This window comes from Mesorhizobium sp. M7D.F.Ca.US.005.01.1.1, from assembly GCF_003952545.1.
Classification (GTDB): domain Bacteria; phylum Pseudomonadota; class Alphaproteobacteria; order Rhizobiales; family Rhizobiaceae; genus Mesorhizobium; species Mesorhizobium loti.
Map to the genome: position 1 here is coordinate 6,149,535 of NZ_CP034453.1, position 20,230 is coordinate 6,169,764.

Below are 20,230 nucleotides of genomic sequence, written 5' to 3' on the forward strand. Positions count from 1 at the left end.
CGCTGATCAGAGTCTTGCCGGCCGCCGAAGGTCAAGGGTCATCGGGAAATCTTCCGCCGGTTGTTCCTCATGGATCACATAGGCGGATGGCGTATGGCCGCGCGGTTCGAAGCGGGCGAGCCGCCGAGCTTCCGCCTCGTTGCCATTGACCGGAAAGGTATCGTAATTGCGCCCGCCGGGATGAGCGACATGGTAGACGCAGCCGCCGACCGCACGGCCCGACCAGCGGTCATAGATATCGAACACCAGCGGCGTGTTGACCGGCAGCGCCGGATGCAGGCCCGATGCCGGTTGCCAGGCCTTGAAGCGGACGCCCGCCACCGCCACTTCGCGGTTGTCCGTCACCTTCATCGGCACGATACGGCCGTTGCAGACGACCGCATGGCGCTCCGGGTTCAGCCCTTCAGTCTTGACCTGCAGCCGTTCGACCGAGGAATCGACGAAGCGCACGGTGCCGCCGATCGCGCCCTGTTCGCCCATGACATGCCAGGGTTCGAGCGCCTGCCGCAGTTCCAGCTTGATGCCGGCATGCTGAACCTCGCCGCAGAACGGGAAGCGGAATTCGAGCTGGGCGTCGAACCATTCGGGCCTGAATTCGAAACCATTGAGCTTGAGGTCGTCGAGCACGTCGAGGAAATCGGCCCAGACATAATGCGGCAGCATGAAGCGGTCGTGCAGCGACGTGCCCCAGCGCACGAAGCGGCCGTCGAGCGGGCTCTTCCACGCGCGGGCAATGATCGCCCTAACAAGCAGTTGCTGCGCGAGGCTCATGCGCGCGTTGGGCGGCATCTCGAAGCCGCGGAACTCGACCAACCCCAGCCGGCCGGTCGGTCCGTCCGGCGAGAACAGCTTGTCGATGCAGATTTCCGAACGGTGCGTATTCCCGGTGACGTCGGTCAACAAATTGCGGAACAGCCGGTCGACCAACCAGGGCAAGGGTGCCGCGCCCTGGTCCGGATGCGGCACCTGCGCCATCGCGATCTCGAGTTCGTAGAGCGAATCGTGACGCGCCTCGTCGAAGCGCGGCGCCTGGCTGGTTGGGCCGATGAACAGGCCCGAGAACAGGTAGGACAGCGAGGGACGCCGCTGCCATTGCAGCACCAGGCTCTTCAACAGGTCCGGCCGGCGCAGGAACGGACTGTCATTGGGCGTCGCGCCGCCGACCACGACATGGTTGCCGCCGCCGGTGCCGGTGTGACGGCCATCGATCATGAACTTGTCGGCTCCAAGCCGCGTCTGCCGCGCCTCTTCGTAGATCGCCGTCGTCGTCGCCACGCAATCCTGCCAATTGGACGCCGGATGGATGTTGACCTCGATGACGCCGGGGTCGGGCGCCACGCGGATGACGTTGAGACGTGGATCGTGCGGCGGGCCATAGCCCTCGATATGCACGGGAAGACCGATCGCCTTTGCCGCGTTCTCGGCCGCCGCAACCAGTTCCAAATAGTCTTCCAGCGCCTCGACCGGCGGCATGAACACGCACAGCCGCCCATCACGCGGCTCGACCGAAAGTGCGGTGCGCACGGCGCCGCCGATCTCGGTGATCTCCTGCTCGACCCGGTCCTGCTGGCCGGTCGCCGCCGTGAAGGACACCGCCTGCTGGCGGCGCGCCATCTCATCGGCGCCTTCCAGTTCGGCCGGAGCAGCGGAGGGCAGTATGGCTTCGCGCGCGGGCAACGGGCCGCGCGGCAGCGACGGATCGACCGGCACGATGTAAGGGAATTGTGCCGGCGGTACATAGGGCAACGTGCCGAGTGGCAAGCGGTAGCCGACGGGTGAATCGCCGGGCACCAGGAACAGCCGGCCGCGCCGCGTCTTCCATTTTTCCGAGCGCCAGCGCGGCCCCGACGCCTGGCTGTTCCAGCGCTGCACCGGCAGCACATAGCCGGACGGTTTGGTCAGCCCGCGTTCGAAGACTTTTGCCATGCGGCTGCGTTCTTCGGGGTCCTCCAGCTTGGAGTTAGAGGGATCAACATTGTCCGGCAGCTTGCCTTCCTTGAGCAGCCACTCGGCCGGATCCTCATAGGCTTCGCTGACCATGGTCTTGTCGATGCCGAGTTCACCGGCAATCGCGGTCAGCAGGCTTTCGGCCTGTTTCGGGCCGATATCAGCCTCGCTCTTTTCGCGGGCGATCAGCGACGGGTCGCTCCACACCGGCTGGCCATCGGCGCGCCAGTAGAGCGAGAAGGTCCAGCGCGGCAGGCTTTCGCCCGGATACCATTTGCCTTGGCCGTAGTGGAGAAAGCCTCCCGGCGCAAAGCGCTCACGCAGTTTTCGGATCAGTTCATCAGCCTTTTCGCGCTTGGTCGGGCCGACGGCGGCGGTGTTCCATTCGGCCGACTCGAAATCGTCGATCGACACGAAGGTCGGCTCGCCGCCCATGGTCAGCCGCACATCGCCGGCCGCAAGCGCGGCATCCACCTTGTTGCCGAGCGCGTCGAGCGCCTGCCAACTTTCATCCGAGAATGGCTTGGTGATGCGCGGATGTTCGGCGATGCGATCGACTCGCATCTCGAAGCCGAATTCGACATTGGCAAAGCTCGCCATGCCGGAAATCGGTGCCGCATTGCGGAAATGCGGCGTCGCCGCCAGCGGCACATGGCTTTCGCCGGTGAGCAGACCCGATGTCGGATCGAAGCCGATCCAGCCGGCCCCGGGAAGATAGACCTCGCACCAGGCATGCAGGTCGGTGAAATCCACCGCGGTTCCCGGCGGGCCGTCGAGCGCGACGAGGTCGGGCTTGAGCTGGATCAGGTAGCCGGAGACGAAGCGCGCGGCGATGCCGAGATTGCGCAGGATCTGCACCAGCAGCCAGCTCGAATCCCGGCACGATCCCTTGGCGGCAGCCAGTGTTTCCTCCGGCGAGAACACACCGGTTTCCATGCGCACGATATAGGCGATCTCGCGCTGCAGTCGGGCATTGAGGTCGACGAGGAAATTGACGGTGTTCTTCGGGCTGGTGTCGATGGTTTTCAGGAAGGCCGACAGCAGCGGCCCCGCCGGCTCGGGCGTCCGGTAGATCGTCAGATCGTCGCGTATCTCTTCCGGGTACTCGAACGGAAACGTCTCGGCCAATGGCTCGACGAAGAAATCGAACGGATTGTAGACCGTCATGTCGGCAACGAGGTCGACCTCGATCTTCAGCTCGGTCACCGGCTCCGGAAAAACAAAACGGGCAAGGAAGTTGCCGTAGGGGTCCTGCTGCAGATTGACGAAATGGTTCGCCGGCTCGACCTTGAGCGAATGGCTGAGCACCTTGGTGCGGGAATGCGGCGCCGGCTGCAGCCTGATGATCTGGGGGCCGAGAACCACCGGCCGATCGTATTTGTAGTGGGTCAGGTGATAGACGGCTGCCAGAATTGCCATGGTGCCCCGGAAGTCGGCGTTTCAATCCGCCGAACCCTGACACATCTGGCGGCCATTCTCCAAGCAGAGATGTTGCGGTGCACCTAATTAAGCAACGGTTGCCGGCTTAAGGTGTGTTGAGATTCAGCTCAGGCCGAGTCGAAAATGGTGGATTCCGAGAACCGGAGCGGAGCGTACTTTTCGTACGTGAGCACCGGAAGCGCAGGAAGCCACCGTTTGCAGGCCGGCCTCACCTGAATATCGACACAGCTTAGAAGAACGCCTGGATGCCAGTCTGCGCCCGTCCCAGGATCAGCGCGTGCACGTCATGCGTGCCCTCATAGGTGTTGACCGTCTCCAGGTTCTGCGCATGGCGCATCACGTGGTAGCCGATCTGGATGCCGTTGCCACCATGCATGTCGCGGGCCTGGCGGGCGATGTCGAGCGCCTTGCCGCAATTGTTGCGCTTGACGATCGAGATCATTTCCGGCGCCATCTTGCCTTCATCCAGCAACCGCCCGACGCGCAAGGATGCCTGCAGCGCGAGCGCAATCTCGGTCTGCATGTCGGCGAGCTTCTTCTGGTAAAGCTGCGTGCCGGCCAGCGGCTTGCCGAACTGTTTGCGGTCGAGGCCATACTGGCGGGCACGATGCCAGCAATCTTCCGCCGCACCCATCGAGCCCCAGGAAATGCCGTAGCGGGCCCGGTTGAGGCAGCCGAACGGTCCGCCGAGGCCCTTGGCGTTGGGCAGCAGCGCATCCTCGCCGACCTCGACGCCTTCCATCACCACTTCGCCGGTGATGGAAGCCCGCAGCGACAGCTTGCCACCGATCTTCGGCGCCGAAAGCCCTTTCATGCCCTTTTCCAGCACGAAGCCACGAATCTCGTCCTTGCCGTTTTCGCCTTTCAACTTCGCCCAGACGACGAACACATCGGCGACCGGCGCGTTGGAAATCCACATCTTCGAGCCGGAGAGCCTGTAGCCGTTGGCGGTCTTCTCGGCGCGCGTCTTCATGCCACCCGGGTCGGAGCCGGCATCCGGCTCGGTCAGGCCGAAACAGCCGATCCACTCGCCACTGGCGAGCTTGGGCAGGTACTTCTTGCGCTGCTCGTCCGAGCCATAAGCGTAGATCGGATACATCACCAGCGACGACTGCACTGACATCATCGAGCGATAGCCGGAATCGACGCGCTCCACTTCGCGCGCCACCAGTCCATAGGTGACGTAGTTGGCGCCAAGCCCACCGAATTCCTCGGGGATGTTGATGCCGAGCAGGCCGGCCTCGCCCATTTCGCGGAAGATCGCGGTGTCGAAGGTCTCGTTGAGATAGGCGTCCTCGATCCGAGGCGCCAGCTTGTCGGCGGCAAAGGCCGCCGCGCCGTCACGCACCATGCGCTCGTCTTCCGAAAGCTGGTCCTCGATCAGGAACGGGTCTTCCCAGACGAATGCATTCTTGTCGGCGGCCATGGCGTTCTCCCAAACCAATGTATGTCGCCCAAAAGTGTCAGCGGTTTGGGATGACATGCATGAAGCAAAATCTTGGCCCGGCTTATCGGCCTGCGCCCCGAAAAAATCAAACGAAATTGCTTCACCGATCAATGAGCGTTAGTAATGGATCATGAGTGTCCAGCGCCGCCTTTTGCCCAACATCAGCGCCCTTGCCGCCTTCGAGGCGGTGGCCCGGCTCGGCAGTTTCACCGCCGCCGCCCAGGAGCTCGATCTGACCCAGGGCGCGGTTAGCCGGCAGATCAGATTGTTAGAAGATCAGTTCGGCCGCCGGCTGTTCGAACGCGACAGCCGCAATGTCAGGCTGTCGACATCGGGCGAAATCTACGTCGAGGCGGTGCGTTCAGCGCTTGGGCAGTTGCGTGACGCAGCCCTTGGATTGATGAGCAATCGGCATAATGGCATCCTGAACCTAGCCATATTGCCGACCTTCGGCACGCGCTGGCTGATGCCGATGATCCCCGATTTCGTCGAAAACAATCCCGATATCACCATCAACTTCGTCACCCGCGTCGGTCGCTTCGACTTCGCTAGGGAGAGGTTGGATGCCGCCATCCACTACGGGCTGCCGGACTGGCCGGAGGCCGACTCGACACTGCTGGTGCGCGAAACGGTGGCCCCGGTCGTGTCACCCGAATTCCTCGCCGGCCGCGCCATCGCCACACCGGCCGATATCGGCCGCTTGCCGCTGCTGCACATGGCGACACGCCCTGGCGCCTGGACTGAATGGTTCGAGCATCAGGGCTTGAGCGCGCCGACCGGACCGGGCATGCAGTTCGAACAGTTCGGCACCGCTGCCCAGGCTTGCATGGCCGGGCTCGGCGTCGCACTGCTGCCGTTGATCCTCATCGCAGGCGAATTGCAGCGCGGCCAGTTGGTGCCGGCGCCCGGCCAGCCCATGCAAAGCCGCAGCGCCTATTATCTTGTCGTCCCGCACGACAAGCGCGGCCATCCGCCGGTCGCCAGCTTTCGCGACTGGCTGCTGGGCCAGGTTGAGAAGGAGCCGGCTGTTCTGGCGTGGTAGCTACTTCCGCTTCAAGGCATCCGCCAAGGCAGCACCGAACGCGCCTTGCTGCGCCGGCCGTTCCGGTTGGCGCTGTGGCGCCGACGAGCGTGGCGCTGGCCTGCCGCCACCATTGTCGCGAGGCCCGCCGCCCTTCGATGCGCCGCCTTCGCCGCCATCCTTGCGCATGGAAAGCGCTATGCGCTTGCGCTTGATGTCGACGTCGACGACGCGCACCTTGACCACGTCGCCCGCCTTGACCACCTCATGCGCATCCTTGATGAAGCGATCGGCCAGTTGCGAGACATGCACCAAACCGTCCTGGTGCACTCCGATATCGACGAAGGCGCCGAAGGCAGCGACATTGGTGACGGTGCCTTCCAGCAGCATGCCGGGCTTCAGATCCTTGATGTCGTCGATGCCGTCGGCGAAGGTCGCCGTCTTGAAGCCGGGACGCGGGTCGCGGCCAGGCTTTTCCAGCTCCGCCAGGATGTCGCGCACCGTCGGCAGGCCGAAACGCTCATCGACGAAGACGCGCGGATCGAGCGCCTTGAGCGCGGCACTGTCGCCCATCAACGAGCGCACATCGCGCCCGCAGGCGGCGACGATCTCCTTCGCCACGCCATAGGCTTCCGGATGCACCGACGAGGCATCGAGCGGCTCGCTGCCATTGGCAATGCGCAGGAAGCCGGCACTTTGCTCGAACGCGCGCGGCCCGAGCCGCGGCACCTTGAGCAAATCCTTCCGGCTGGCGAAGGGACCGGTCGCATCACGATGCGCAACGATGGCGTCGGCGAGCGATGCGCCAAGGCCGGAGACGCGCGCCAGCAGTGACGCCGAGGCGGTGTTGAGGTCGACGCCGACGGCGTTGACCGCATCCTCGACCACCGCTTCCAGCGAGCGGCCGAGCCGGTACTGGTCGACATCATGCTGATACTGGCCGACGCCGATCGATTTGGGTTCGATCTTGACCAGTTCGGCCAGCGGATCCTGCAGGCGCCGGGCGATCGACACGGCGCCGCGCAGCGACACGTCGAGACCCGGGAATTCCGCCGCCGCCGTCGCCGATGCCGAATAGACCGAGGCGCCCGCCTCGCTGACGATCACCTTGAGCGGCTTCGGGCCACCGTCCGCCGGCATGTCGGACAGCATGTCCGCCACCAGCTTTTCCGTCTCGCGGCTGCCGGTGCCGTTGCCGATCGAAATCAGCTCGACCTTGTGCAGGCGGATGAGCTTGGCCAGTTCCGCCTGCGTGCCGCGCACATCGTTCCTGGGCGGAAACGGATAGACCGTCGTCGTTGTCAGCACCTTGCCGGTGCCGTCGACCACCGCCACCTTGACGCCGGTGCGGATGCCGGGATCGAGCCCCATCGTGGCACGCGACCCGGCGGGGGCTGCCAGCAGCAAATCCTTCAGATTGCGGGCAAAGACATGGATCGCCTCTTCTTCGGCCCGCTCGCGCAGGTCGCGCATCAAATCGAGCGTCAGGTGCAGCGACAGTTTTATGCGCCAGGTCCAGCCGGCGACCTCCATCAGCCAGCGGTCGCCCGGCAGGCTGCCGCCGATGGCATAGGCATTGGCGATCATCCGCTCGACCGGCTTCACCGGCGAGGTGTCGTCGGCATCGACCTCGATGTCGAGCGACAGCACTTCCTCGTTGCGGCCGCGCAGCATCGCCAGCGCGCGATGGCTCGGCACATTCGCCCAGCGCTCGACATGGTCGAAATAATCGGAGAATTTCGCGCCGGCCTCCTGCTTGCCGTCGACCACCCTGGCCCGCATGAAGGCGCGTTCCTTCATGTAGGTCCGCAATTTGCCGACCAGATCGGCATTCTCGGCGAATTGTTCCGACAGGATATCGCGCGCGCCCTCAAGTGCTGCCTTGGCATCGACCACCTCTTCGGTCAGATAGGCCAGCGCCAGTTCAGCAGGCACCAATGAGCGGTTCGCCAAGATGGCTTCGGCCAGCGGCCCCAGCCCGCGCTCCCTGGCGATTTCGGCCTTGGTGCGGCGCTTGGGCTTGTAGGGCAGATAGATGTCTTCCAGTTCCGCCTTGGTGGTGGCGGCGACGATCTTGCCCTCGAGTTCCGCAGTCAGCTTGCCCTGCTCGCGGATGGAGCCAAGGATAGTGTCGCGGCGCGCATCGAGTTCGCGCAGATAGGAAAGCCGTTCGGCAAGGTCGCGCAATTGCGTGTCGTCCAGCCCGCCGGTCACCTCCTTGCGATAACGCGCCACGAACGGCACCGTCGCGCCTTCATCCAGCAATTCGATCGCCGCCGCCGCCTGTTCGGGCCGCGCGCTGATCTCGGCCGCGATGATGGCTGCGATGCGCTTGATATCGGATGCCATGTCGTTCCTGCTCTTTTCCAAAGAGCGGCGACCATAAGCGCAGACGTCCGGTCCGCCAACCGCCGCGCTTTGATCAGCCCGGCGGGTCCACAGGAAAGCGTACGCTAATGTGGTGGCCTGGCTAGGATCAGACCATCCGGCTCAGCGCCTCGAAGAAAGCGACGATCTCGACATCGAGCGGATCGTCCACCGGCTCCGGCTGCGACGACATCTTGGCGATCACAACTTCGGTCTTGGGATCGACATACAGCCATTGGCCATGGATACCGATGCCGCAATAGGCGCCGCTCGGCAAACCGGTCTGGTACCATTTGTTGCGGTAACGGCCCTTGGGAAACAGCGGCAGCATCGCGCCGCGCTGCCAGGCGTCCGCACTGCCGCCGGTGCTGGTCGTGTCGCGCACCCAAGCCTCGGGCACGATGCGGCGGCCATTGGCCGTACCGCCTTGCCGCATCATCTCGCCGACACGCGCCAGATCGCGCGGCGTCACCGAGATGCCGCCGGCGGTGCGGGCCGTGCCTTCCATGTCGACGCCGATCGAGGCCTCGCTGAGCGCGCCGAGCGGCAGCCACAGTTTCTCGCGCATCAGGTCGGCGAAGCGCTGGCCGGAAGCGCGTTCGAGCAACAGGCCGAGCAGGTCGGAATTGGGCGAGCGGTAGCGGAAGGTCTGGCCGTGCGGCTCGGCAAGGCGCTGCAAGGTCAGGATGAATTCGCGCAGGCTCTCCGTGCCGCCGCCTGGATTCCACAGCGTGGCGCGGCGATAGCGGGCGAAGGCGCTCTCTGGATCGAGATAGGCCTCCTCGAAATCGAGGCTGACGCTCATGTCGAGCACGTGCCGCACGCTCGCGTCGCCATAGGCCGAGCCGGCGGCTTCAGGGATGTAGGCCGTCACCGGCGCTTCCGGGTCGAACACCCCCTCGCCTTCCAAGATGCCGGCGACAATGGCGGTCAGCGACTTGCTGATCGAAAAGATGATGTGGCGGGCGCCGAAATCCATGTGCGGCGCGAACCAGTCGCCGATGAATTTGCCGCCTTTCATCACCGTCAGCGCGTCGGTGCTCGAACGTGCGAGAAATTCAGCCACCGTCTCCGGCGCACTGCCGACCGAAACCTTTTCGCCTAGCAGCCCGCCCATGTCCCGCACGGGGACTTCGACAACGCCCGACGCTGCCGCCACGCGGGCGGTCGGCACCAGTTCGCCGAGATTCTGAAACGACCACCGGTTGAACGGGTTCTCGCGCCAGTTGGCGAGCAGCACCTCGTTGCGGCGGAAGCCGTACCGGGTCTCGAACGCGGTCTTGCCGGTCATGGCGTTTCCTTCCGGGTCGTTTCTTGTGGGGTTCAGCTCAGCGCGGCGGCTATGGCATGCACGGCCTTCAGCGTCGCTGTGGAATAGGCGAGATTGCTGAAATCCGGATAGGTCGAAAGCTTCACCATGACCATTCCTGTGTTCCAGTCGATATGGATCATCTGCCCGAACACGCCCCGGCACATCAGCGCGCGTGAGCGCGGGTCCTCGATCCAGAACTGGTTGCGATAACTGCCCTCCGGCAGGCTGGGGCTGAAGTCCGGTCCATGCGTGCCGTTGCGCGTGGCCTCGATCCAGTCGGCCGGCACGACACCGCCACCATTGTCGAGGATCAGCTGGCCAAAGCGGCCGTAGTCGCGCAGCGTCGCGTTGAAGCCGCCATCGGCCACCGCATAGCCGGCGCTGTCGACCGTAAAGCAGGCGCTTTCATCCGTGCCGAGCTTTTGCCAGAGTTCTTCCGAAACCAGTTGCGGCAGCCGTTTGCCGGTCACCCGTTCCATGATGAAGGCAAGCACGTCGGTCTCGATCGAGCGGTATTCGAATTGAGCACCATGCGGGCGGATCGTTTCCTTCAAGCCCAGGATCAGCTCGAACATGTTCGAGGGCCAGCGAAAGGCCGGATCGCTGTCCGGCGGCACCGGCTTCCAGCCGGTGGCGACATCGACCTGGCCAATGTCCGAATAGCGGTCGGTATATTCCTCCGAGAAGCGGACGCCGCTGGTCATGTCCAGCACATGCTGCACGCTGGCGCTGGCCCAGCCTGTCGCGCCGAGTTCCGGCAAATAGTCGGTCACCGGCTTGGCTGGATCGATCAGGCCGCGCCCGACCAGTATGCCGAACACCGAACCGGTGACGGACTTCGCCATTGACTGCGACAGGTGCAGCGTGCGGTCATTCATGCCGTTGAAATAGCGCTCATAGGCAATCTTGCCGTCCTTCAGCACCAGGAAGCCGTCCGTATAGGTTTCGTCGAGCAGCCCGGCGAGCGTTGTCGGCTGGCCCTCGCTGTCGTCGACCGACAGCCCGTCGAGATCGACCTCGGCGCGTTCGAACCGGTGGCGATGGCCATTGCCGCGCCAGACTTCGGCGGTCGGCAGAATTTCACGGATGTGCTGGAACGCCCAGCGGTTCCACGGCGGCCGGTCCCAGTCGAGCTTCGGCGGCACCATCGCGGGCGGCGAGCCCTGCATGATCGGCGGCCGCGGATCGCTGTTGCGATAGGAGTCCATGAGAGGCCATTCCCGGAGAATAAAAGACCCGGCAGCATATGCTGCCGGGTCTGTCATGCAGCGACTACTTCTGCAGTTCGGTCCAGATCTTGGTGTAGATGTCCTGGATTTCAGGCGCGCACATCTTCTGAAACTCGCCCTGTGGCTTCGCGGCGGCCGGAATGACGACCTCCGGCGCATCCTTCATGTCGGCCGGCATGTACTTGTCCGATCCGGTGATGGCGTTGGCATAGCGATGGAAAGCCGAAAGGCCGGCAGCGTTTTCCGGATCCATGATGAAGTTCTGGAACAGCTTGGCGTTGTCGACGTTCTTGGCTTCCTTCAGGACGACGACGTTGTCGCTCCACAGGCCGTAGCCTTCCTTCGGATAGTTGTAGTGGATGGCCGGGTTGGCCAGCCGCTGGCGCAGCGCCGAACCATTCCAGTCGCTGGTTGCCTTGAAGTCGCCGGCGCCCATCTTCTCGATGGTGTTGTATTCCATGGCGATCCAGTTCGGTTTGGCCGCGACGAGCGTGTCACGCACCTTCTTCAGCACCGCCTTGTCGTCGGTGCACTGCTGACCGCCGACATATTTGATCGCGGCGAAGATGACGTCATTCATCTCGGGAACGACATTGACCTTGCCCTTCAGCTCATCCGGCGTGTTGAAGATGATGCCCCAGCTGTCGGCCGGTCCCTTGTAGACGTCGGTGTTGACGACCACGCCGACCGTGCCCAGAGCCCACGGCACCGAGTATTTGCGGCCCGGGTCGAAATCGGGATTGGCCCATTCCGGCGCCACATTCTTGAAGTTCTCCATCTTGCCCGGATCGGTCTCCAGAACGAGGCCTTCCTTGATCCAGATCGGCACGTAGGTCTGCGACGGCACGGCGATGTCGAAACCGGTGCCGCCCTGGCGAACCTTGGCCAGCGCGGTGTCATTGGAATCGTAGTCGGTGATGGTCACCTTGACGTTGTATTTGGCCTCGAACTTCTTGATCACGTCGGGGCTGGTGTAGTTGCCCCAATTGTAAATGTTCAGTTCGCCGTCGGCGCGCGCCAGGCTCGTCGATGCGAGCAACGCCAACCCCATGGCGGTTGCTGTTGTCTTCCAGTTCATGGTTTTAACTCCCATTTTCGGTTCAGTCTCGTTTCCTGCTGACGAAGAAAAACAACGTGACGATCGCGACCGAAAGCAGCAGGAAGGCGGTCGATATCGCGTTGATCTCGGGTGTGATGCCGCGGCGGATCTGGCCGAGCATGTAGGTGGGCAGCGTGTCCTGGCCGCCCGATTTGACGAACTCGGTGATGACGACATCGTCGAGCGAGATGACGAAGGCCAGCATCAGCCCGGCAAGGATGCCCGGCCACAGAAGCGGCAGCGTGATGCGGCGGAAGGTTTTCCAGGGCGTCGCGTAAAGGTCGGCTGCGGCACGCTCCAGCGTTAGGTCCATATTCTCAAGCCGCGCCCGGATCGGTAGGTAGGCGAAGGGAATACAGAACGCCGTATGCGCGGCGACCAGATAGCCGATGCCGGAATAGCCGGTGAAGATCTTGATGCGCGAAAAGAAGATCAGCAGCGCCACGCCGGTGACGATCTCGGGCACCATCAGCGGCTGGTTGATTGCCGCATATTTGAAGGTGAGGCCGGGATAGGGCGCCGTCCGCGTGGTGGCGAGCGCCGCCATGGTGGCGAAGATGGTGGAAAGCACCGCCGCGATCGAGCCGATCTGGAACGAACGCAGGGTGGCATCGACGACCTGCGTGTTCTGCCAAGCCGACTGGAACCATTTGAGCGAAAACCCGCCCCATTCGGAGGTCGAGCTCGCCGCGTTGAAGGCATAGATGACCAGCACGATGATCGGCAGATAGAGCACGATAAAACAGGTCGCGGCGATGGCCGTGAATCCTGGCTGATGCTTGATGGAAAAGTTTTTAGCCATGCCGCACTCCCGACTTGCCGGCATTGCGCACATAGGCAAGCAGCGCCACCATGACGATGATCATAACGGCGATCGACAGCGCCGAGCCGAGCGGCCAGTTGCGGCCCTGCCCGAACTGCAATTCGATCAGGTTGGACAACATCATGTTCTTGCCGCCGCCCAGCACGCTCGGCGTCACATAGGCACCAAGTGCCGGAATGAAGACCAGGATGGAGCCGGCTATCACGCCGGGCTTGACCATCGGAAAGATGATCCGCCGCAGCACCTGGAAGCGTGTCGCGTAGAGATCATAGCCCGCCTCGACCAGCCGGAAATCGAGCTTCTCCATGCTGGCATAGATCGGCAGCACCATCAGCGGCAGGTAGACATAGGCCATGCCGATCAGGATCGCCGTGTCGGTGTAGAGGATCTGGATCGGCGCCGAGATGATGCCGAGTTTGAGCAGGATCGTGTTGATGATGCCTTCGTTGCGGATGATCTGCAGCACCGCGAAGGTGCGGATCAGGAGGTTGGTCCAGAACGGAATGGTGATCAGGAACAGCCAGAGATCGCGCGTCTTTTCACTGCGCGTCGCCATGAAATAGGCGGTCGGGAAGCCAAGCGCCAAGGTGGCGATGGTTGTCACCACCGAAAGCTTGATCGAACGCAGGAAGATGGTGACGTGGGCGGCGGCAACCGAAAGCGTATCGTCGAAGATATCGCGTTCCAGAAACACCGCGATCCAGGCTTCCGGCGAGAACTGCCACTTCACGTCGCCATAGGAGCCCGGCGTCAGGAACGAGTAGACCAGCACGATCAGCAGGGGGCCGGTCGCGGCGAGGAAAATGACCAGCAGCGCTGGTGCTGACAGAAGCCAGCGGTCACGCACATCACGCCGCTCCGCTGCCTTGGCGACTTCTTCCGCGGTCGCCATGATCAGTCCTTCAGCACTTGCGCGGCATCGTTGCCGATCAGGATACCGACCTTGTCGCCACGCTCGAAACCGCAGCCGGCGCTGCGTGTGTTCTGCTGGCGAACGGTGAAGTCCTCGCCGCTGTCGAGCTGGACATGGATATGCGTATCGGTGCCGAAATAGACGACGTTCTCCACCGTGCCCGACAAGTCGCCCTTGCTGTTGGTCAGCTTGGCATGCTCGGGCCTCACCACCACGGTGGCGTTGTCCTTGGGCTGGAAGCCTTCGGCAACGGTCGCCTCGATGGTCGTGCCGGATTTGAGCGTCGCGCGCGCCTTGCCGTTGCCGATGCCTGATATGGCGGCGGTGAGGAAGTTGGTTTCGCCGATGAAGTCGGCGACGAAGCGTTCCGCCGGCTTGTCGTAAATATCCCAGGGCGAGCCGACCTGCAGGATCTTGCCCGACGACATCACCGCGATGCGGTCCGACATGGTCAGCGCCTCTTCCTGGTCGTGGGTGACGAAGATGAAGGTGATGCCGGTCTCGTGCTGCAGCCGCTTCAATTCGATCTGCATTTCCTTGCGCAGCTTGTAATCGAGCGCCGATAGCGGCTCGTCGAGCAGCAGCACCTTCGGCTGCGGTGCGAGCGCCCGCGCCAGCGCCACGCGCTGCTGCTGGCCGCCGGAGATCTGGCTAGTGCGACGACCGGCGAGTGCCTCCATCTTGACCAGCTTCAGCATCTCGGCGACGCGCGCCTTGATCTCCGCCTTCGGCTTGCCCAGCATTTCCAGGCCAAAGCCGATATTGTCGGCGACCGTCATGTGCGGGAAGAGCGCGTAGGACTGGAAAACAGTGTTGACCGGCCGTTTGAAGGGCGGCAGCGGCGCGATGTCCTGGCCATAGAGCAGGATTTCACCAGCGGTTGGGAAGTCGAAGCCCGCGATCAGCCTGAGCAACGTCGTCTTGCCGCAGCCGGATGGCCCCAGCAGCGTGAAGAACTCGTTCTCGCGGATGGATACCGAGACCGTGTCGAGGGCAGCGACTTGCCCCTCACCTGACCCGAAAATTTTGCTGACGTTTACTACTTCAATCGCATTCCGATCCGGTTTGTCCGGCACGATTACGCCTCACTGTTGACCCCGCTCTTGCTGGCGGAGCTCTTCCCCTGTTCGATGTGACCACATGGCCGGTAGGTTGGCAAGCCCGGCATTGAATCACAGTTCAGTCAGTTATTTTCGGCTAGCAAGCGGCATGCCATTGTCAGGCCTGGTAGGTGATCTTGCCGCCACAGATCGTCGTCACCGGCCGCACCTTGTGCAGATCGGCCGGGGGCGTTTTCTCGATATCCGCCGACAAAACGACCAGATCGGCCAGGTAGCCGGGTTTTAGCGTGCCCTTGCGGTGCTCGGTGAATTCGGCATAGGCGCCCTCGACCGTGTATGCGGCGAGCGCTTCATGCAGCGAGAAGCTCTGGTCCGGGTCGCTGTCTGCCCACGGTTTGCGCAACACTGCCGCCCGAATGCCCAGGATTGGATCGATCGGCGACACCGGCCAGTCCGATGCGAAGACGACATGCGCGCCGGCATCCTTCAGGGTCCGCCACGCATAGCTCAGCGGCCAGCGTGCCGGCCCGATGCGCGACACCGTCGGCTCCAGCGGAAAATCCATGGCACCGGGCGGATGCGGCGGTTGCATGGAGGCGATGACGCCAAGCTCGGCGAAACGCGGCACGTCCGAAATGGTGGTGACCTCGATGTGCTCGACCCGGTGACGGCTGTCGCGCTTGCCGTTCGCCTTCTGCGCCGCCTCATAACCGTCCAGCACCGCGCGCACCGCGCCATCGCCAATCGAATGTACGGCGATCTGCAGCCCACGCTTGTCGACCGCGACGGCCAGATCGATGAATTGTTGCGGCGTGAACAGAGGCTCGCCGACCCAGTCGGGCCGGTCGGCATAGGGCTCGACCATGACAGCCGTCCAGGAATCGAGCACGCCATCGTAAAACACCTTGACCATGCCCGACGACAGCCATTCGCTGTTGTAGCGTTCGCTCATCGTTGATGCCTTGTCGAGCATGTCGAGCGTCATGAAATTCTTGTAGTGGAACGGGATCTGGACGCGGCAAGGCAAGCCTTCCTCGGCCTCGATCTCGGCCAGCAACTCGAGCTGATACAGGTTGCCGTCCATGTTCTGGATCGAAGTGATGCCGTGGCGGGCGCACCAGGCAAGGCCGCGCCGCATGATATCGCGGTCGGCGTCCCGCTCGGCCGCCGTCGGCATCGGGTCCGGCTCGCCGCCCGTCGACAGACCCAGCCGCACCCGGCTTTCGCCGGCAAGGTCGAGCACAGGACCAAAGGCCTCGCCTTCGCGCAATTCACCCGCGGCCAGTCCATCGTCACCCATGACGATCTCATTGCCGGGACCAAGTGTGCGACCCTGCAGGATGCCTGCCATTTCCAGCGCCTTGGTGTTGGCCCACATGGTGTGATGGTCGGGCGCGGCCATGCAGAACGGGCGATCGGGCAATATGGCGTCGAGATGGTGGCGCGTCACCCGCTCGCTGCCGAGCACGGTGTAGTCGACGCCCTGCCCGACCAGCATCTTCGCATCGGGCCGCGTCGGCGCATAATCGCGGATCGCCTTTTGCAGCGCCTCGAAGCCGTGAATACCCGTAAGCTGAAGGTGGGCAAGTTCAGCCCCACCTGAAAACAGGTGCATGTGGGCTTCGATGAAACCCGGCACGACAGAACCGCCCTTGGCGTCGATCACCTTGGTGGCCGGTCCCTTGAGCTCTTCGATGGAGGCGCGGCTGCCAATGGCGATGATGGCGCCGTCCTTGACGGCAACGGCCTCGGCAGTGGGATTGTCATCGTCCATGGTCTGAACACGACCGTTGATGACGATCAGATCCGCATTATGACCCGCACCCGTGACAGACATCGCGACTCCGCGCTTTTGACGACTGACTGACACCGACAACCCTCTTGTCCAACGACCTGCCACTCCACCGGAGCAGCGCCATGGGACGAAAAGGATGCCAGTGCGCTGTCTTCGAAATTCCCCTTGTCATCCCTGAAGGCAGCGTGGATAAAGAATGCGACTGATTATTCGCGTTTGTCAACATGCGGAATATGGAATGTATTGTGGACAGCACCCAGCGCCTGTGTTGAGACCGGGCGGGGAACGAGGACATCGAGCAGTGAAGCGCAGTCTCGACCGCAAAACCAGGATAGCGCTCGAACCGCGCAAGCAGCCGCGGCAACAACGGTCGAGCAAGGTGGTCGACAGGATTCTCGACGCGGCGCTGATCTTGACGCGGGAGCAAGGAACCAGGACGCCGACGACGCTCGCTATTGCGCAGCGCGCAGGCTTGTCGGTCGGTTCGGTCTACCAGTACTTTCCCAACAAGGAAGCCATTCTTCTGGACCTCGCCCGGCGCTGGTTGTCATCCTTTCCCGAGGTGATCGCGAAGCGCATCAGGGTCCCCCCGCCCACCAACCGCGAAGAGTTTCGGCAGGAAGTGCGCAAGCTCTTCATCGACACCTCCCGGCTCTACCTCGAAAACGCCAGCTTGATGCCGGTGATCGAGGCTATTTCAGGCAACGCCGACCTCAGGCCGATCCAGAACGAATATGACGAGCAGATCATCGCGCTCTACGCCGCATGGCTGCAGCATGTTAACCCGGCGCTTGAAGGCAAGATCGCCAGCCGGCTCGGCGTGCTGATGATGGATGTCGGGCACGCCTGCCGGCTTGTGGGGCTGAAAAGAGACCGCAGGACATACGACCTCATCGAGGACGATGTGGAAAGAATGTGGCTCGCTCTGGTGACCCCCTATCTCAACCTTGACTGATTTCGCATTCGAGAGGAATTCTATGAAGACTGTCTATTCGCCGCTTCATGCTGGCCATGCCGGCCAGATGGAACTGGTCACGAGCGCGATCGTGCCGGGTTTCGAGAAGCCCTCGCGGGCCGAATTCATCAAGGCGCGGGTCGAAAGCGAGAAACTCGGGCCGATCGTCCTGCCGCTCGAGCATGATCTCGCTGCCGCCAAGCGCATCCACAAACCAGAGTACATCGACTTCCTGCCGACGGTCTGGCCGCAATGGCTGGAAGCTGGCCTCACGGGCACGGCGATGCCCTTCACCTGGCCGACGCGCGGCCTGCGCGGCGACGTGCCGCCAAAGCGCATCGACGCCCTGCTCGGCTACTATTCCTTCGATGCCGGCGCCACCTTCGTCGAAGGCACATGGGCCGCGATCAAGTCGTCCTATGACGTGGCGCTGACCGCCGCCAGCATGGTCAAGGGCGGCGAGACATCCGCCTTCGCGCTCTGCCGGCCGCCCGGCCACCATGCCGGTGCCGGCTTCATGGGCGGTTACTGCTACATCAACAATGCCGCCGTTGCCGCGCAATGGTTCCGCGACCAGGGCGCCAAACGCATCTCGATCCTGGATGTCGACTACCACCACGGCAACGGCACGCAGGAGATATTCTATGACCGTGCCGACGTGCAGGTGCTCAACCTGCATGGCGATCCGATGGTCGAGTACCCGTTCTTCCTCGGCCATGCCGACGAACGCGGCGCCGGTGCAGGCGAAGGCTTCAACATCAATTATCCCATGCCCTTCGGCACCGACTGGGACGCCTGGAACGCCTCGCTGGAGGATGCCTGCGCTAAGCTTGCCGCTTATGCGCCCGATGTCGTCATCGTCTCGCTCGGTGTCGACACGTTCGAGAAGGACCCGATCAGCCAGTTCAAGCTGAAGAGCCCGGACTATCCGAAGATCGGCCGCCGCATCGCAAAACTCGGTCTGCCGACGCTGTTCGTGATGGAAGGCGGCTATGCCGTCGAGGAGATCGGCGTCAACGCCGTGGGCGTGCTGACCGGATTCGAGGATCGGTAAATGCCTGTCGCCCAAAAGTGTGTAGCGGTTTTGGGACAACGACAGGCATAAGCAAAGACGGTCACGACCGGGCGGCAGCGCCGCCCGGCTCTCGCGATCAGGTGGCGGTGCCAACGCTGGGCGCGACGGTTGGCTCGGCCGGCTTGCGCGAGCGGCCGAGATAGTAGACCGCCGCTGCCGCGATGACGCCGGCTGCGAGGATGCCCACCGCCAGAACCGGCCGATACCAGAACCAGGCAATCGCGATCGTCGTCGTGCCGACCAGGATCGCCAGGAAGAAGGCGATGATGCCGGTTCCCATCCGCGCCATGCTGCCGAGGAACGGGATGACGTCGAGGATCACGCCGATCGGGCTGAGGAACAGGGCAAAGCCGATGGTCAGCAACAGCAGGCCGGCGGCGCGCAGCAGCCAGGTGATCAGCGTGTTTGCACTGACCGCCTCGGCGAACATCTTGTCGGCCGGGACAGTGCCCGTATCGACCATCAGCAACGCATCGCCCGCCTCGGTCTGGTAAGGTTCGAATCGGCTGCCGGCCTGCCGCGCAACGATGCTGATCACACCGAGCGGCGCCAGCTCGTAGCCGATGCGGTAGTCGCCCAATACCGGGGTTGTCGTGTCGGCACCGAGATAGATCTTGCCGTCGACGATGCTGAGCGGCCTGATACCGGTATAGGCGACCTTGATCGCAGCCGACTGGTCGGGCGACAGCGAATACGCCTTGTCGCCCTCGATGCGATCAAGCACCGGCGTGTCGAGATCAAAGGCGACGAGCTTGCCTTGCGGAATCTGGAAGGTCCGGCTGTGGATCGCCATCGGCGGATTCTGGTGGCCGTCCGGCTTCTTGAAATCTGACGAATCGATCTGGCTGTCGTCCCACACCTTCGAATAGCTGTAGGTGGTCACCGTTTCCTCGCCGCCGCCAAGCTTCTTGGTGGTCTCGGATTTGGATTCTTCCTTCCACTGATACATCTCGGCCCTGCGCGACAGCCGCAGCCCTTGCGTCGCGATGCCGAAATCCGGATCGGCGAGACCGCTGTCCGCCGTCACCGGCCCGCTGACATGCACCAGCTTACCGTCATTGGCGGCATCGACGCTGTCGGCGCTGGCCGAAACGACGGCGCCCGCCCCTTCGGCCAGCGAGCGCGCCGTCTGCACCGCGCGGCCCTCGTTCCAGAACAGCCCGATCACCATCAGCACCACCAGAAGCAGGCCGAAGATGACCCCGCCGACCGCCCGCTTGATGCGCCCGAACCACGAGACGGATGTAACTTCCCGAAATGAATCGCTCATTGTTCCCCCCGAAACCAAATTGCCACCCCACTGCGTGCCGCCGCGAGATGATTGCGACGGTCCTGCCGCCCGCAGGAATGGCCGTAAGAGGCGCCCGTCTCTTCAACGCTCCCGAACCTAGCGGAATCGACTAGCCGCCGATATGGCCGGTTTGCAATCAGTGAGGACTTTTCGCGTCTCTGTCTTCTGTCCAAGGCGCGAAAATAGACCTCTGAGTCGCACCTGAGTCCACCAGATTCGATTTTGTCAAATCGCGTTTGATGTCGGATTCAACTGCGGGTAGATTAGACCCGAATCAGCCGGTCCTTGGGGGGCGCGGCGACCACCCAAAGTCTCTTGTTCCGGAGTTTTTCCGGCACCAGACGCGGACGGCTTCGCGTTCCCTGAATGGATTCGGATATGGTTGGCGCAGCCCTGCGCCACGCGTGTGTCTTCGTCAAAGTAATGCGTATTCGGGTTCGGCGGCTGGCTTCCAG

14 protein-coding genes are annotated in these 20,230 nt (G+C 63.1%); 3 read left to right on the plus strand and 11 right to left on the minus strand.

What is annotated here, in order from left to right; genetic code table 11:
* Nucleotides 1–6 precede the first annotated feature (6 nt).
* Together EJ076_RS29960 and EJ076_RS29965 are read right to left on the minus strand one after the other, a co-directional pair.
* Nucleotides 7–3,366 carry a transglutaminase family protein gene (locus EJ076_RS29960; protein WP_126070294.1) on the minus strand — a complete coding sequence of 1,120 codons (3,360 nt, stop codon included), beginning with the start codon at nt 3,364–3,366 and terminating at the stop codon, nt 7–9.
* A 250-nt stretch (nt 3,367–3,616) separates the two neighbouring features.
* Nucleotides 3,617–4,813: an acyl-CoA dehydrogenase gene (locus EJ076_RS29965; RefSeq protein WP_109659451.1), complete on the minus strand. Its 1,197-nt coding sequence runs from the start codon at nt 4,811–4,813 to the stop codon at nt 3,617–3,619.
* 151 nt (nt 4,814–4,964) lie between these two features.
* Between EJ076_RS29965 and EJ076_RS29970 the strand changes: the two genes are divergently transcribed.
* Complete coding sequence (locus tag EJ076_RS29970; RefSeq protein WP_126070295.1) at nt 4,965–5,876, plus strand: LysR family transcriptional regulator; 912 nt, start codon at nt 4,965–4,967, stop codon at nt 5,874–5,876.
* Here the strand turns inward: EJ076_RS29970 and EJ076_RS29975 are convergent, their stop codons facing one another.
* The 8 genes from EJ076_RS29975 to EJ076_RS30010 form a co-directional block, all read right to left on the minus strand.
* Nucleotides 5,877–8,204 carry a Tex family protein gene (locus tag EJ076_RS29975; RefSeq protein WP_126070296.1) on the minus strand — a complete coding sequence of 776 codons (2,328 nt, stop codon included), beginning with the start codon at nt 8,202–8,204 and terminating at the stop codon, nt 5,877–5,879.
* A 127-nt stretch (nt 8,205–8,331) separates the two neighbouring features.
* Nucleotides 8,332–9,513 carry a serine hydrolase gene (locus EJ076_RS29980; protein ID WP_126070297.1) on the minus strand — a complete coding sequence of 394 codons (1,182 nt, stop codon included), beginning with the start codon at nt 9,511–9,513 and terminating at the stop codon, nt 8,332–8,334.
* Between the two features lie 32 nt (nt 9,514–9,545).
* Nucleotides 9,546–10,742: a serine hydrolase gene (locus tag EJ076_RS29985; protein WP_126070298.1), complete on the minus strand. Its 1,197-nt coding sequence runs from the start codon at nt 10,740–10,742 to the stop codon at nt 9,546–9,548.
* 64 nt (nt 10,743–10,806) lie between these two features.
* The gene (locus EJ076_RS29990) at nt 10,807–11,841 is read right to left on the minus strand and encodes an extracellular solute-binding protein (protein ID WP_126070299.1); all 1,035 of its coding nucleotides are present in this window, start codon (nt 11,839–11,841) and stop codon (nt 10,807–10,809) included.
* 22 nt (nt 11,842–11,863) lie between these two features.
* Nucleotides 11,864–12,664, minus strand: coding sequence for an ABC transporter permease (locus tag EJ076_RS29995; protein WP_126070300.1), 801 nt, complete (start codon nt 12,662–12,664; stop codon nt 11,864–11,866).
* Complete coding sequence (locus tag EJ076_RS30000; RefSeq protein ID WP_109659438.1) at nt 12,657–13,577, minus strand: ABC transporter permease; 921 nt, start codon at nt 13,575–13,577, stop codon at nt 12,657–12,659. Before EJ076_RS30000 ends, EJ076_RS29995 begins: the two co-directional genes overlap by 8 nt.
* Before the next feature lie 2 nt (nt 13,578–13,579).
* A complete protein-coding gene (locus tag EJ076_RS30005) occupies nt 13,580–14,674 on the minus strand; it encodes an ABC transporter ATP-binding protein (RefSeq protein WP_109659436.1) in 1,095 nt (364 codons plus the stop codon).
* 142 nt (nt 14,675–14,816) lie between these two features.
* A complete protein-coding gene (locus tag EJ076_RS30010; RefSeq protein WP_126070301.1) occupies nt 14,817–16,496 on the minus strand; it encodes an amidohydrolase in 1,680 nt (559 codons plus the stop codon).
* 154 nt (nt 16,497–16,650) lie between these two features.
* Here EJ076_RS30010 and EJ076_RS30015 point away from each other — a divergent pair, with 154 nt between their 5' ends.
* Both EJ076_RS30015 and EJ076_RS30020 read left to right on the plus strand, forming a co-directional pair.
* Nucleotides 16,651–17,409: a TetR/AcrR family transcriptional regulator gene (locus tag EJ076_RS30015; RefSeq protein ID WP_245462917.1), complete on the plus strand. Its 759-nt coding sequence runs from the start codon at nt 16,651–16,653 to the stop codon at nt 17,407–17,409.
* A 22-nt stretch (nt 17,410–17,431) separates the two neighbouring features.
* On the plus strand, nt 17,432–18,463 hold the full coding sequence (locus EJ076_RS30020; RefSeq protein ID WP_126070302.1) for a histone deacetylase family protein: 1,032 nt from the start codon (nt 17,432–17,434) through the stop codon (nt 18,461–18,463).
* A 97-nt stretch (nt 18,464–18,560) separates the two neighbouring features.
* Here the strand turns inward: EJ076_RS30020 and EJ076_RS30025 are convergent, their stop codons facing one another.
* On the minus strand, nt 18,561–19,754 hold the full coding sequence (locus EJ076_RS30025) for a TMEM43 family protein (RefSeq protein ID WP_126070303.1): 1,194 nt from the start codon (nt 19,752–19,754) through the stop codon (nt 18,561–18,563).
* Nucleotides 19,755–20,230 lie beyond the last annotated feature (476 nt).